The sequence below is a fragment of the Duganella aceris genome, from assembly GCF_011090165.1.
GTDB lineage: Bacteria > Pseudomonadota > Gammaproteobacteria > Burkholderiales > Burkholderiaceae_D > Rugamonas > Rugamonas aceris.
This window is the reverse complement of sequence record NZ_JAADJT010000004.1, coordinates 466,105-480,401: the sequence shown is the minus strand read 5'-3', so window position 1 is coordinate 480,401 and position 14,297 is coordinate 466,105. Positions and strand designations below refer to the sequence as shown.

The 14,297-nt window shown below is 61.7% G+C and carries 13 protein-coding genes; 8 read left to right on the top strand and 5 right to left on the bottom strand.

The genetic code is table 11. From position 1 onward, the window contains the following. Window positions 1-134: 134 nt before the first annotated feature. Window positions 135-1,781 carry a 3-(methylthio)propionyl-CoA ligase gene (locus GW587_RS11660; RefSeq protein WP_166102639.1) on the bottom strand — a complete coding sequence of 549 codons (1,647 nt, stop codon included), beginning with the start codon at window positions 1,779-1,781 and terminating at the stop codon, window positions 135-137. Between the two features lie 127 nt (window positions 1,782-1,908). Here GW587_RS11660 and GW587_RS11655 point away from each other — a divergent pair, with 127 nt between their 5' ends. From GW587_RS11655 to GW587_RS11630, 6 genes are all read left to right on the top strand, one after another. Beyond that, a complete protein-coding gene (locus GW587_RS11655; protein ID WP_443090658.1) occupies window positions 1,909-3,390 on the top strand; it encodes a protein adenylyltransferase SelO in 1,482 nt (493 codons plus the stop codon). Between the two features lie 14 nt (window positions 3,391-3,404). Next, window positions 3,405-3,803 (top strand): peptide-methionine (R)-S-oxide reductase MsrB, encoded by a 399-nt coding sequence (msrB, locus tag GW587_RS11650; protein WP_166102637.1) that lies wholly within the window; start codon window positions 3,405-3,407, stop codon window positions 3,801-3,803. Between the two features lie 9 nt (window positions 3,804-3,812). Then, the gene (locus tag GW587_RS11645) at window positions 3,813-4,442 is read left to right on the top strand and encodes a septation protein A (RefSeq protein WP_166102634.1); all 630 of its coding nucleotides are present in this window, start codon (window positions 3,813-3,815) and stop codon (window positions 4,440-4,442) included. Then, window positions 4,439-4,720, top strand: coding sequence for a BolA family protein (locus GW587_RS11640; protein WP_166102632.1), 282 nt, complete (start codon window positions 4,439-4,441; stop codon window positions 4,718-4,720). Before GW587_RS11645 ends, GW587_RS11640 begins: the two co-directional genes overlap by 4 nt. Before the next feature lie 123 nt (window positions 4,721-4,843). Further along, entirely contained in the window at window positions 4,844-5,623 is a 780-nt protein-coding gene (locus GW587_RS11635) for a peptidylprolyl isomerase (protein WP_166102629.1), read from the top strand. A gap of 99 nt (window positions 5,624-5,722) precedes the next feature. Further along, window positions 5,723-6,499: a peptidylprolyl isomerase gene (locus tag GW587_RS11630; RefSeq protein WP_166102626.1), complete on the top strand. Its 777-nt coding sequence runs from the start codon at window positions 5,723-5,725 to the stop codon at window positions 6,497-6,499. 41 nt (window positions 6,500-6,540) lie between these two features. On the opposite strand, the gene GW587_RS11625 is transcribed toward GW587_RS11630, so the two are convergent. Both GW587_RS11625 and GW587_RS11620 read right to left on the bottom strand, forming a co-directional pair. Next, entirely contained in the window at window positions 6,541-7,026 is a 486-nt protein-coding gene (locus GW587_RS11625) for an SRPBCC family protein (protein ID WP_166102624.1), read from the bottom strand. 2 nt (window positions 7,027-7,028) lie between these two features. Beyond that, entirely contained in the window at window positions 7,029-7,343 is a 315-nt protein-coding gene (locus GW587_RS11620) for an ArsR/SmtB family transcription factor (protein ID WP_166102621.1), read from the bottom strand. Window positions 7,344-7,379: 36 nt separating this feature from the next. Here GW587_RS11620 and GW587_RS11615 point away from each other — a divergent pair, with 36 nt between their 5' ends. Further along, a complete protein-coding gene (locus GW587_RS11615; protein WP_229259395.1) occupies window positions 7,380-8,099 on the top strand; it encodes a DNA alkylation repair protein in 720 nt (239 codons plus the stop codon). Here the strand turns inward: GW587_RS11615 and GW587_RS11610 are convergent. Continuing rightward, window positions 8,083-8,982 (bottom strand): LysR family transcriptional regulator, encoded by a 900-nt coding sequence (locus GW587_RS11610; RefSeq protein ID WP_166102619.1) that lies wholly within the window; start codon window positions 8,980-8,982, stop codon window positions 8,083-8,085. The genes GW587_RS11615 and GW587_RS11610 overlap by 17 nt on opposite strands. A 100-nt stretch (window positions 8,983-9,082) precedes the next feature. On the opposite strand from GW587_RS11610, the gene GW587_RS11605 reads away from it, so the two are divergent. After that, complete coding sequence (locus GW587_RS11605) at window positions 9,083-9,931, top strand: oxidoreductase (RefSeq protein ID WP_166102616.1); 849 nt, start codon at window positions 9,083-9,085, stop codon at window positions 9,929-9,931. Window positions 9,932-10,058: 127 nt separating this feature from the next. Here GW587_RS11605 and purL read toward each other — a convergent pair whose 3' ends face one another. Continuing rightward, window positions 10,059-14,108 (bottom strand): phosphoribosylformylglycinamidine synthase, encoded by a 4,050-nt coding sequence (gene purL, locus GW587_RS11600; RefSeq protein WP_166102613.1) that lies wholly within the window; start codon window positions 14,106-14,108, stop codon window positions 10,059-10,061. Window positions 14,109-14,297 lie beyond the last annotated feature (189 nt).

Genomic DNA, 14,297 nt, shown 5'->3' with positions numbered 1-14,297 from the left:
CGCCTGGGTAAGCCGGGGTGGCTAAGTGCTCAGAGGCAATAATGTAAGCTGAATGTTGCCACAGGTCAAATAGTTTATTGCTGAATGACCCGGATTTTCGATTAAAAAAACCCATCGCCCCACTGGCGGCCGCTTCACGCGGTGGGCAGGCGGTGTTCTTTGTATTGTTCGCGCAACTTGTTTTTCTGGATCTTGCCGGTGCCGCCGACCGGCAAGGCGTCGGCGAACACCACGTCGTCCGGCAGCCACCATTTCGCGACCTTGCCGTCGAAGTGCGCCAGCAGCGCTTCGCGGCTGACGTCCTGCCCGGGACGGCGCACCACCACCAGCAAGGGCCGCTCATCCCATTTCGGGTGGAATACGCCGATGCAGGCCGCCTGCATCACCGCCGGATGCGACATGGCGATGTTCTCCAGGTCGATGGTACCTATCCATTCGCCGCCGGACTTGATGACATCCTTGCTGCGATCGGTGATCTGCATGAAGCCGTCCGGGTCGATGGTGGCGACGTCGCCGGTGGGGAACCAGCCGTCCTGCAGCACATCGCCGCCCTCGTCCTTGAAATAGCGCGCCGCGATCCATGGGCCCTGGACCAGCAAATTCCCGTAAGCGACGCCATCCCAGGGCAATTCGGTGCCATCGTCGTCGACGATCTTCATATCGACGCCGTAAATGGCGTGTCCCTGCTTTTGCAGGATCTTGCGCTGCTCGGCCTTGGGCAGTTCCATGTGCTTGGTCAGCAGGCCGCCGGTGGTGCCAAGCGGCGACATCTCGGTCATGCCCCAGCCGTGGATTACCTCGACGCCGAATTCGTCGATCAGCGTGTTCATCATCGCCGGCGGGCAGGCCGAGCCACCGATCACCGTGCGGCGGAAGGTCGAGAATTTCAGATTGTTTTGCAGCGCGTAATTGATCAGGCCCAGCCACACCGTCGGCACGCCGGCCGAGAAGGTGACTTTTTCCGCCTCCATCAATTCGTAGACCGACTTGCCGTCCAGCGCCGGGCCGGGAAACACCATCTTGGCGCCGGATAGCGGCACCGAGTACGGCAAGCCCCAGGCGTTGACGTGGAACATGGGCACCACCGGCATCACCGTGTCCCGCGAGGAGACGTTGAGCACGTTCGGCAGCGCCGAGGCGTAGGCGTGCAGCACCGTCGAGCGGTGCGAGTACAGCACGCCTTTCGGATTGCCAGTGGTGCCCGAGGTGTAGCACAGCGTCGAGGCCGAATTCTCGTCGAAACGCGGCCATGCGTACTCGTCGGTCTGCGCCGCGAGCAGGTCTTCATAGCACAGCAGATTGGGGATCTTGCTGTCGGCCGGCATGCGGTCGGCGTCTCCCAGCAGGATGTAGCCCTTGATGGTCTTGCAGTGCGCCGCGATCGCTTCCACGATCGGCAGGAAGCAGAAATCGAACAGCAGGTACTGGTTTTCGGCGTGATTGCAGACGTAGGCCAGCTGCTCCGGATGCAGCCGCGGATTGATGGTGTGCAGCACCGCGCCGGAGCCGGAGACGCCGTAATACGCTTCCAGATGGCGGTAGCCGTTCCAGGCCAGCGTGCCGACCCGGTCGCCCATGCGCACGCCCAGCGCCTCCAGCGCGTTGGCGAGCTGCCTGGCGCGCCGGTGGCAATCGCGGAAGGTGTAGCGGTGCAGATCCCCTTCCACCCGCTGCGAAACGATCTCGCTGTTGGCGTAATGCCGGGCCGCGAATTCGAGGATGCCGGAAATCAGCAGCGGCTGGTTCATCATCTGGCCCATCAGCGGACTTTGGGGGTACATGGCGGTCTCCGGAAAGATTGATTTTATGGAACGAGTTTGAAACGCGCGCACGATACACGTCAACGGTTTTCGATGCTGCAACGCCGCATGCGCCGCCTGCGGTAAAATTCACCGCTTACGCCGACTCATCACGGGAACTATCATCACTGCCGCCAAACTGCCGCTGGACAATTCGTTCGCGTCCCTGCCGCCCGCCTTCTATACCCGGCTGATGCCGACGCCGCTGCCGGCCCCCTATCTGGTCGCGGTCAGCGCGCCGGCCGCCGAACTGGTCGGACTGACGCCGCAACAATTGGCCGACAGCCTCGATGTCCTGATCGGCAATGTCGCGCCGGACCGCGCGCTGCCGCTGGCGGCCGTGTATTCCGGCCACCAGTTCGGCGTCTGGGCCGGCCAGCTGGGCGACGGCCGCGCCATGCTGTTCGGCGACGTCGCCACCACGCAGGGGCCGATGGAGCTGCAATGGAAAGGCGCCGGCCTGACGCCCTACTCGCGCATGGGCGACGGCCGCGCCGTGCTGCGCTCGTCGATCCGGGAATTCCTCTGCTCCGAGGCGATGCATGCGCTGGGCGTGCCGACCTCGCGCGCCTTGTCGGTGGCCGGTTCCGACCAGGGCGTGATGCGCGAGACGGTCGAGACCTCGGCCGTGGTGGTGCGCATGGCGCAGAGCTTCGTGCGCTTCGGCTCGTTCGAGCACTGGTTTTACCGCAACAAGAACGATGAGCTGAAGATCCTGGCCGACTACGTCATCGAGCGCTTTTACCCGGAGCTGCTCGGCGCCGACAATCCCTACCAGGCGCTGCTGGCCGAAGTCACGCGCCGTACCGCGCACATGATCGCGCACTGGCAGGCGGTCGGCTTCATGCACGGCGTGATGAACACCGACAATATGTCCATCCTCGGCCTGACCCTGGATTACGGCCCGTTCGGCTTCATGGAAGCCTTCGACGCCCAGCATATCTGCAACCACACCGACCAGCAGGGCCGCTATTCCTACGCCAACCAGCCGCAGGTCGGTCATTGGAACTGTTACGCGCTGGGCCAGGCGCTGCTGCCGTTGATCGGCGAGGTCGAGGCGACCGAGGCGGCGCTGGCCGTCTACCAGCCCGAGTTCGCCGCCAGGATGGATGAACTGCTGCACGCCAAGCTGGGCCTGTCGCTGCTGGACCAGCATCTGGACGCCGACCGCGCGCTGTTCGACGCCATGTTTGCGCTGATGCAGGCGAACAGCGTCGATTTCACGCTGTTCTTCCGCCGTCTGAGCGGCATGCGCGCGGCCGACGCCGGCGGCGACGAACCGCTGCGCGACCTGTTCCTCGATCGCCCGGCCTTCGACGCCTGGGCCGAGCAGTACCGCGCCCGCCTGCGCGCGGAAAACAGCGACGACGCCACGCGCCGGCTTGCGATGAATCAAACGAACCCCAAATACGTGCTGCGCAATTATCTAGCCCAAGTGGCGATCGAAAAGGCGCAAAATAAGGACTTTACGGAAGTGGCGCGCCTGCTGACTGTGTTGCAGCGCCCATACGACGAACAGCCCGAGCACGAACATTACGCCGCCTTGCCGCCCGACTGGGCAAGTCATCTCGAAGTCAGCTGTTCTTCTTAAGCGAGTAATAAGTCATGAACGATAAAGTCATCAAATCCGACGCCGAATGGCGCGCCCAGCTGGACCCTATGGAATATGAAGTCACGCGCCACGCCGCCACCGAACGCGCTTTCACCGGCAAGTTCTGGGATCATCACGAGCATGGCGTCTACACCTGCGTCTGCTGCGACACGCCGCTGTTCCGTTCCGACACCAAATTCGATTCCGGCTGCGGCTGGCCCAGCTATTTCGAAGCGATCGATCCGGCCAATGTGACCGAAATTGTCGACCGTTCCCATGGTATGCTGCGCACCGAAATCATTTGCGCGGTCTGCGACGCGCACTTGGGTCACGTTTTCCCGGACGGTCCGCCGCCGACCGGCCTGCGTTATTGCATCAATTCCGCGTCCTTGCGCTTCGATCCACAAGACTAATAAGACATCATGAAATTTCTGTTCGATATGATCCCGCTGTTGCTGTTTTTTGCCGCCTACAAACTGTCGGGCTGGAATGCCGACGCGGCGCAGCACTTCATCAACACTTACTTGAGCGGCATGATATCGGGCGGAACGGTGACGCCGGACCAGGCGCCGATCGTCATCGCGACCCTGGTCGGCATCCTGGCCACGATGGCGCAGATCGCCATCCTCAAGCTGCGCAAGCACAAGGTCGACGGCATGCTGTGGTTTTCGCTGGCGATGTTCGTGGTGTTCGGCGGGCTCACCATTTACCTGCACGACGAGGATTTCATTAAATGGAAACTGAGCATCGTGTATTGGCTGTTCGCCGCCGGCCTGCTGATCAGCGACCGTGTGTTTAAAAAGAATCTGATGCAGAAATCGATGGGCGAAATCGTCCAGTTGCCTGCCTTGATCTGGGCCCGGTTGAATACCGCCTGGATCTGTTTCTTTATCGCAATGGGCTTCCTGAATTGGTATATCGCCTTCGTGCTGTTTAAAGGCGATACCAGCGCCTGGGTCAGTTTTAAAGCCTTCGGTTCGACGTCGCTGATGTTCGTGTTTATCGTCGGCCAGACGATTTATTTGTCGCGCCACATGAAGGACCAGGCATGAGCCAGATTCAAGATAGTCGCATGGAGCGCATGCGCGCCCGCTTCGAGGCGGCGCTGACGCCGGTCGAGCTGGTGCTGGAAGACGACTCCGCCATGCACGCCGGCCATGCCGGCGCGGCCTCCGGCGGCGGGCATTACAACGTTCGAATTGTTTCGTTACAATTCGAAGGCCTCAAACTCGTCACAAGACATCGACTCGTGTATGATTCCGTGCACGATATGATGCATAAAGAAATTCATGCATTGGCCATTACCGCATTGGCTCCGTCCGAAGTATGATGTAGCGCTTGGTAAGGGAGCGGTCCCTATCGGTTTCAAAATAATTGAACACAAGAACAGATAGCAGATCACACTCCCACGCCAGGCCATTTCGCTAAAACTTTCCCCTTACAGGAATTAATAATGACTTTCAAGCCAGCCAAGTTGCTGATTGCACTTCTCGCCGTTGCCGCTGTTCCAGCTTTTGCTCAAAACGTTGCCGTTGTTAATGGCAAGGCCATCCCGACCTCGCGCGTTGAAGCCGTCGTCAAGCAAGTCGTTGCTCAGGGCCAGCAACCGGATTCCCCTCAGCTGCGTGAACTGATCAAGAAAGACCTGATCGGCCGCGAAGTCATGATGCAGGAAGCGGAAAAGCAGGGTTTCGGTAAAGATGCGACCGTCAAGGCAGCAATCGAAAACGCCCGCCAAGCCATCATCATCAATGCCATGGTCGGCGAATACGTCAAGAAAAACCCGGTATCGGACGCCGACATCAAGGCGGAATACGATCGCTTCTCCAAGCAGGCCGGCGACAAGGAATACCACGTGCGCCACATCCTGCTGGGCACCGAAGCTGAAGCGAACGACGTGATCGCCAAGATCAAGGCCGGCGCCAAGTTCGAAGACCTGGCCAAAGCGTCGAAAGACACCGGTTCGGCTGCCAACGGCGGCGATCTGGATTGGGCCTCGCCTTCGTCGTTCCCACCTGTGTTCTCGGCCGCCTTCGTGGCGCTGGGCAAAGGCCAGGTCACCGAGAAGCCGGTGCAAACCCCGAACGGCTTCCACGTGATCAAAGTGGACGACATCCGTGCCGCCAAGCTGCCAACCCTGGAAGAAGTGAAGCCGCAAGTGTCGGAAGCGCTGGTCCAGAAGAAACTGCAAGCTTACCAAGAAGAACTGGTCAAGAAAGCAAAAGTGCAGTAATGTAATGATAGGCGGCGCCCTGCGGGGCGCCGTTTTTACGTAAGCGTTGGTACTATGCACCGCCGAGTGCGATTTCTTGTTTTTTTATAGGATTTAATAATGATGTTGAAACCAGCCCGCCTGTTGTTAGCACTGATCGCTGTCGTAGCAGCTCCAGTTTTTGCGCAAAACGTCGCGACCGTCAATGGCAAGGCTATCCCCGCCGCCCGCGTTGATCAAATGGTCAAGCAAGTCGTCGCCCAAGGTCAGCAACCTGACAGCCCGCAACTGCGTGAAATGGTCAAAAAAGAGCTGATCGGCCGCGAAGTGCTGCTGCAGGAAGCGGACAAACAAGGTTTCGGCAACAAGGCCGAGGTCAAGGCCGCGCTGGAAAACGCGCGTCAAAGCATCATCATCAACGCGATGCTGGCTGACTACGTGAAGAAAAACCCGGTCAAGGATGCCGAGATCCAGGCCGAGTACGACAAGTACAAAGCCGCCGCAGGCGACAAGGAATATCATTCGCGTCACATCCTGGTGGCCACCGAACAGGAAGCCAAGGACATCATCGCCAAGCTGAAAGCCGGCGGCAAGTTCGAAGAACTGGCCAAGGTGTCGAAAGACGGTTCGGCCAACAACGGCGGCGATCTGGGCTGGATGGCTCCAGGCAAGCTGGTCAAGCCTTTCGCCGATGCGATGGTTGCCCTGAAAAACGGCGAAATCACCCAGACCCCGGTCAAGACCGAGTTCGGCTACCACGTGATCAAGCTGGAAGAGTCGCGCGCGACCAAGCTGCCGGCGCTGGACGAAGTCAAAGGCCAGGTCGCTGAAGCCCTGCAACAGCGCAAGATCGCCGCTTACCGCGAAGAACTGCTGAAAAAAGCCAAGATTCAATAATCCGGCTTTTCATTGAAAAAGCGCTCCCCGGAGCGCTTTTTTTACGCCTGCAGCCAGTCGGCCAGTTGGTCGAAGGTGCCGCCGTAGCCTTGCTCCATCGACGGCTTCAGGTCGATGAAATACTGGCGCTCGGCATCCAGTTCGCCGAACGGCGCCGCTTTCAGCGAGATGGTGGTAATACCGTCCTGCTCGCTGAATGTGGCCGTGTTTAATATCTCCATCGGGCAGATATCGCTGAACGGTGCGCGCGCGATACCGCAGCGTTCATTCGAAAAGGAATTAAGCCACGCAATACTTTTCTGGGGCGTTATTTCGCGATAATTAAATCGTCCCCACATCGCAGGCGCGCCTTCGAAATTCATGGCGTAATGGAAGAATCCGCCCGGCTGGAATTCAAACCGGCGCACGTCCACCTTGCATCCTTTCGGCCCCCACCATTTGCCGATTTGTTCGGCCTGACTCCACGCTCGCCATACTTTTTCCAGCGGCTGTTTAAACTGTCGGGTGATCATAAATTCGGCGTCCATTTTCAGTCCTTTAAAAAATCATCCAAACGATCGAAACTGTGTTCCCAGAGAGTGCGATACGCGGTGATCCACTGCGCGACCTCTTTCAACTGCCCCGGCTGCAGGCGGCAGGGACGGGTTTGCGCGACCCGGCCGCGCGAGATTAATCCGGCGCCCTCCAGCACCTTCAGGTGCTTGGAGATCGCAGGCTGGGTCATGGCGAAGGGCTCGGCCAATTCCATCACGGTGGCCTCGCCCGCCGCCAGGCGCGCGATGATGGCGCGCCGGGTGGGATCGGCCAGCGCCGCGAAGGCCCGGTTGAGTTGGTGTTCCCGCATCGATGCGCTCCTTATATAACTACTTGGTAATTTACAATGCAATTGGTCGTGCGTCAAGCAAGCAATGACTGGCATAATTTGCCTATGAGTTCCGATTTCCTCCCTCAGCTTGATAGCGCCCTCGCCCCGTTCATCGATCCCTCCCGCGCGCCCGCGATGCGCGCCTACATGCGCGACCAGTTCGATTATCTCGGTATCGGCACACCGCAGCGCAGGACGGCCGCCAAGCCGCTGCTGAAGGCGCTGGCCGGCAGCGGCGCGGACGTTCTGCTCGCGCAAGCGTGGCAGCTATGGGCCTTGCCGCAGCGCGAATATCAATACGTGGCGCTGGATCTGCTGGCGATGCACTGGAAAGAATTCAAGATCGACGACATTCCCCGGCTGCTGCAGTTTTGCCGAGAGAAATCGTGGTGGGATACCGTTGACGCGCTGGCCTCAACGGTCGGCGACGTTTTAAGATACGGCCACGAGCATATGGACGCCGCCCTGAAGCACGAGAATATGTGGATGCGTCGCGTCGCGGTATTGCATCAATTGGGCTGGCGCGAGCATGTCGATGTAAATCGTTTATTTGAATATTCGCTGGCCTTGGCGCACGAGAAGGAATTCTTTATTCAAAAGGCCATCGGCTGGGCTTTGCGGGATTTCGCGCGCCACGATGCGCAGACGGTGCGGACATTTACACTTGAACAGAAACACCGTTTATCGCCGTTGACCTTCCGTGAGGCGAATAAACATTTCAAGGCGCCTGAATAAAATCCACGAATGCGCGCAGCGGCGCCGGCAGATGGCGTCGGCCAGAATAATAAAGATACGGCCCTGGAAAATCCATCCACCAATCCTGCAATATCGGCTGCAATCGGCCGGCGGTGATATATGGTTCAAGCCATTCTTCAAACAGATAAATCACGCCGTGCCCCGCCACCGCCGCGCTGACCGCCAGATCGAATACCGTGGGCGTCACAATCAACGGGCCGTTAGGTTCGACGCTTAAGGTCTGCCCATCACGCTCGAATTCCCACTGCGGCATCGCACCGCTGAGAAACTTGCCGCGCAGGCAGGCGTGATCCAGCAGGTCACGCGGATGCTGCGGCACGCCACGCCGCGCCAGATACGACGGCGCGGCGGCCACCGCGAAGCGCTGCGTGCGCGGGCCGATGGGCACCGCGATCATGTCCTGCTCCAACCGCTCGCCGTAGCGAATGCCGGCGTCGCAACCGCTGGCGACAACGTCGACGAAGTTGTTGTCGACCACGATGTCCAGCAAGATCTCAGGGTACGCGTGCATGAAGCGATCGATCAACGGCTGCAGGAAAAACAGCGCCGCGCCGACCGGAACATTCAGCCGCAGCGTGCCGCGCGGGCTGGCGCGCAGGTCGTTCAGGATGTCCAGCGCGCTGGCGACTTCGTTCAGGGCCGGCCGCAGCCGGCTCAGCAGCAAGGCCCCTGCCTCGGTCGGCGTCACGCTGCGGGTGGTGCGCAGCAGGAGGCGGATGCCGAGCTGGTTCTCCAGCCTTCGCAGCGACTCGCTCAACGCCGACGCGGATTGCCCGCTGGCACGCGCCGCCTGGCGAAAGCCGCGATGTTCGACCACCAGAGCGAAGGTCGACAGGTCGGACAGGGAATGCGGTTCGTTCATTGTGCGGAATCCGGTACAGCCTGTGTGGCATTAACCGGATTATCACACACTATCTACGACGCTATGATGTTCACGTCACCCACCCAATTCAGGAGTTTTCATGAGTACCCCATTCACACCCGCAAACAGCGCCATCGCCTTCAACCGCATCGGCTACGGCGCGATGCAGCTGGCCGGCCCGCACGTCTGGGGTCCGCCGAAGGATCGCGCGGCAGCGGTCGCCGTGCTGCGCGAGGCCATCGAGCTCGGCATCAATCACATCGACACCTCGGATTTCTACGGCCCGCACGTGACCAATCAAATCATCCGCGAGGCGTTGCACCCGTACCGCGACGATCTGACCATCGTCACGAAGATCGGCTTCCTGCGCGGCGCCGACGCCTCGTGGCAACCGGCGGCCTCGCCGCAGCAACTGCGCGACGCGGTCCATGACAACCTGCGCAACCTGGGTCTGGATCACTTGGACGTGGTCAATCTGCGCGCACCAGGCCTGGAAGGCCCCGACGGCTCGTCGATCGCCGAATCGCTGGCGACGATGCTGCGCTTGAAGGAGGAAGGATTGATCCGCCACATCGGCCTGAGCAACGTCGATGCGCAACAGGTGGCGGAGGCGCAGCGGATCACCGACATCGTCTGCGTGCAGAACCACTACAACCTCGCGCATCGCGGCGACGACGCGCTGATCGACACGCTGGCGGCGCAGGGCATCGCCTACGTGCCCTTCTTCCCGTTGGGCGGCTTCTCACCGCTGCAATCGGACGCGCTGACGCAGGCTGCCGCCGCGCTGGAGGCGACGCCGATGCAGGTGGCCCTGGCCTGGCTGCTGCAGCGCTCGCCGAACATACTGGTCATCCCTGGCACCTCGTCGGTGGCGCACCTGCGTGAAAATGTCGCCGCCGGCACGCTGCGGCTCGATGTCGCCACCCTCGCAGCGCTGACCGCAATATAAAAAAAGGTGTCAGTGCCGACATTCAGACACGAGCTCAGCCATTAGTTGCTGAGCCCGTGTCCGAATGTCGGCACTGACACCGAATTTTTAAAAAAAAAGGCCGGATCGTCTCCGGCCTTTCTGCTTTTTACCCGACGAACTTGCGGGCATTGCGGAACATGCGCATCCACGGCGAATCCTCGCCCCACGCTTCCGGATGCCACGATTGCTGCACCGTGCGGAACACGCGCTCGGCGTGCGGCATCATCACCGTGAAGCGGCCGTCGGCCGTGGTCACCGAGGTCAGGCCTTGCGGCGAGCCGTTCGGGTTGTACGGATAGGCTTCGGTGGCGGCGCCGCGATTGTCGATGAAGCGCATCGCCGCGACCGCTTCGCCGATGTTGCCGGTCTGCGTGAAGTCGGCGTAGCCTTCGCCGTGGGCGATGGCGATCGGGGTCTGCGTGCCGGCCATGCCGTTGAAGAAGATCGACGGCGAATCCAGCACTTCCACCATCGCGAAGCGGGCTTCGAACTTCTCCGACTTGTTGGTGGTGAACTTCGGCCACGCGTGCGCGCCCGGGATCATCGACTTCAGATTGCTCATCATCTGGCAACCGTTGCAGACGCCGAGGCCGAAGCTGTCGCTGCGCGCGAAGAAGCGGGCGAACTGGTCCGACAATGCCGCGTTGAACAGGATCGTCTTGGCCCAGCCTTCGCCGGCGCCCAGCACGTCGCCGTACGAGAAACCGCCGACGGCGATCACGCCCTGGAAGTCGTCCAGCTTGGCGCGGCCCGCGATCAGGTCGCTCATGTGCACGTCGACGGCGGTGAAGCCGGCCTGGTGCATGACATACGCGGTCTCGATATGCGAGTTGACGCCCTGCTCGCGCAGGATGGCGACGCGCGGACGCACGCCGGTGGCCAGGAACGGCGCGGCGACGTTGTCGCTCAGGTCGAAGCTGATCTTCGGCGTCATGCCTGGATCGGTTTCGTCCAGGATACGGTCGTATTCGGCATCGGCGCAGGCCGGATTGTCGCGCAGGCGGGCGATGCGCCAGCTGGTCTCGCTCCACAGGCGGTGCAGTTCGGCGCGCGGCTTGGCGTAGATGACCTTGGCATCGCGGGTGAACTCGATCACGCCACGGTCGTTCGGCTTGCCGATGATGTGGCTGCACGCGCCCAAGTTGAAGGTGCGCAGCACGTCCATGACCAGCGATTTCTCGTCGGCGCGAACCTGGATCACGGCGCCCAGCTCTTCCGAGAACAGCGCGGCCAGCGTTTGCTCGTTGCGGCGTTCGGCGATCTGGCCGGCCCAGTTCTTGGCGTCGCCGTGGTCGGCGCCGTGGCCGGCTTCCAGGGTCAGGATGTCGAGGTTGATCGACAGACCGGCGCGGCCGGCAAAGGCCATCTCGGTCAGCGTGCCGTACAGGCCGCCGTCGGAACGGTCGTGGTAGGCCAACAGCTTGCCGTCGTTGTTCAGTTGCTGGATCGCGGCGAAGAAGCCTTTCAGGTCTTCCGCGCTGTCGACGTCCGGCGTTTCGTTGCCCAGCTGGCCCATGACCAGCGACAGCGCCGAGGCGCCGAGGCGGTTCTTGCCGCGGCCCAGGTCGATCAGGATGATCGAGGTGTCGCCGGCGTCGGTCTTGATTTGCGGCGTCAGCGATTTGCGCACGTCGTGCACCGGCGCGAATGCCGAGACGATCAGCGATACCGGCGAGGTGACCGCTTTCGATTCGCCCTCATCCTTCCAGGTGGTGCGCATCGACAGCGAATCCTTGCCGACCGGGATCGAGATACCCAATGCCGGGCACAGCTCCATGCCGACCGCCTTGACGGTGTCGAACAGCGCCGCGTCCTGGCCGGGCTGGCCGCAGGCGGCCATCCAGTTGGCCGACAGCTTGATGTCGGAGATATCCTTGATCGGCGCGGGGGCAATGTTGGTGATCGCCTCGCCGACGGCCATGCGGCCCGAGGCGGCGGCGTTGATGACGGCCAACGGCGTGCGCTCGCCCATCGCCATCGCTTCGCCGAGGTAGCCCTCGAAGCTCATCGCGGTGACGGCGCAATCGGCCACCGGCACCTGCCATGGGCCGACCATCTGGTCGCGCACCGACATGCCGCCGACGGTGCGGTCGCCGATGGTGATCAGGAACGATTTGTCGCCGACGGTCGGCAACAGCAGCACGCGCTTGGCGGCTTCTTCCAGATCCATGCCGGTCAGGTCGATCGCCGGGAAATCGTTTTGCACGTGATGCACGTCGCGCTGCATTTTAGGCGGCTTGCCCAGCAGGACATCCATTGGCATGTCGACCGGCTCGTTGCCGAGTTCCGGATCGATCAGCTTCAGCTGGCGTTCTTCGGTCGCGGTGCCGACCACGGCGAACAGGCAGCGCTCGCGCTCGCACAGCGCCTTGAACATCGGCAGGCTTTCCGGCGCGATGGCCAGCACGTAGCGTTCCTGCGATTCGTTGGACCAGATTTCCTTCGGCGCCATGCCGCTCTCTTCCAGCGGAATCTTGCGCAGGTCGAAGATCGCGCCGCGCTTGGCGTCGTTGGTGATTTCCGGGAAGGCGTTCGACAGACCGCCGGCGCCGACGTCGTGGATCGAGATGATCGGGTTGTTGGCGCCGAGCTGCCAGCAGCCGTTGATCACTTCCTGGGCGCGGCGTTCCATTTCCGGATTGCCGCGCTGGACCGAGTCGAAGTCCAGGTCGGCGGTGTTGGTGCCGGTGGCCATCGACGACGCGGCCGAGCCGCCCATGCCGATGCGCATGCCGGGACCGCCCAGCTGCACCAGCAGGCTGCCGACCGGGATGTCGTTCTTGTGCGTGTGCTGGCCGGAGATGTTGCCGATGCCGCCGGCGATCATGATCGGCTTGTGGTAGCCGATCACGGTGTCGTGCGCGCCGGCGAAGCGCTTGCCGATGTTTTGTTCGTAGGTACGGAAGTAACCGCCCAGTACCGGACGGCCGAATTCATTGCTGAACGCGGCGCCGCCCAACGGGCCTTCGATCATGATCTGTAAAGCCGAGGCGATGCGGTCAGGCTTGCCGTAGGCTTTGCCACTGTCGCGGTAGTCCGCCACCGACGCGGTCACGTCGGCATCGTTTTCCCAGGCCTGCACGGCGCCAGGCAGCATCAGGTTGGATACCGTGAAACCGGTCAGGCCGGCCTTCGGCTTGGCGCCACGGCCGGTCGCGCCCTCGTCGCGGATCTCGCCGCCGGCGCCGGTCGAGGCGCCAGGGAACGGCGAAATCGCCGTCGGGTGGTTGTGCGTCTCGACCTTCATCAGCGTGTGGGTCAGCTCGGTGATCGGCGCGTACTGCTGGCCGTCGCCTTGCGGGAAGAAGCGCATCACTTCCGCGCCTTCCATGATCGACGAGTTGTCGCTGTAGGCGACGATGGTGCCTTTCGGCTGCAACTGGTGGGTGTTCTTGATCATGCCGAACAGCGACTTGGTCTGCGCCTCGCCATCGATGGTCCAGTCGGCGTTGAAAATCTTGTGGCGGCAGTGTTCCGAGTTGGCCTGCGCGAACATCATCAGCTCGACGTCGGTCGGATTGCGACCGGCCTTGGTGAAGGCGGCGTCCAGGTAGTCGATCTCGTCGTCGGACATCGCCAGGCCGAGATCGGTGTTGGCTTTTTCCAGCGCGTTCTTGCCCATGCCGATCACGTCGACCGATTCCAGCGGCTTGGCTTCCAGCTCGCGGAACAGGCCGGCTGCGTCGTCGGCATGGCGCAGCACCGATTCGGTCATGCGGTCGTGCAGCAGCGCGGCGACGGCCTGGGTTTCCTCGTCCGACAGCTTCTTGGCGGCGCCGATGCTGCTGCCGAGGATGCCGGTCTTGAGGTTGATGCGGAACGCGATACCGCGCTCGACGCGCTTGATGTCGGCCATGCCGCAGTTGTGGACGATGTCGGTGGCCTTCGAGGCCCACGGCGAGATCGTGCCGAAGCGCGGGATGACGAAGAATTCTTCGGCCACGCCATCGGTGTTGTCGGCCTGGGCCGGGTCACCGTAGGTCAGCATGGCGCCGAGGCGCGCGGTGTCGTCGGACGACAGCGGCGCGGCGGCATCGATGAAGTGGACATAGCGCGCCTGGACGGCGGCGACGGCGGGCAGCACCGCTTGCAATTGCGTTAACAGGCGTTGGCTACGGAATGCGGACAGGGCGTTGGAGCCCGGCAGGATCAACATATTTGGAGGATGGTTGATGCAGCGTGGCTGCGGATTAAAGGTAGATGGAGCACGAGATACTTGTAATGCAGAATTTCCTTTGCGCGCATTATACCCCTTACCGCTCTGCCTATACAGCGGCAATTACGGCCAAAAACTGCCACAGAAGCAACGTTTTGCCCCGCTTTGCCCCGCAAACCGCGCAAATTC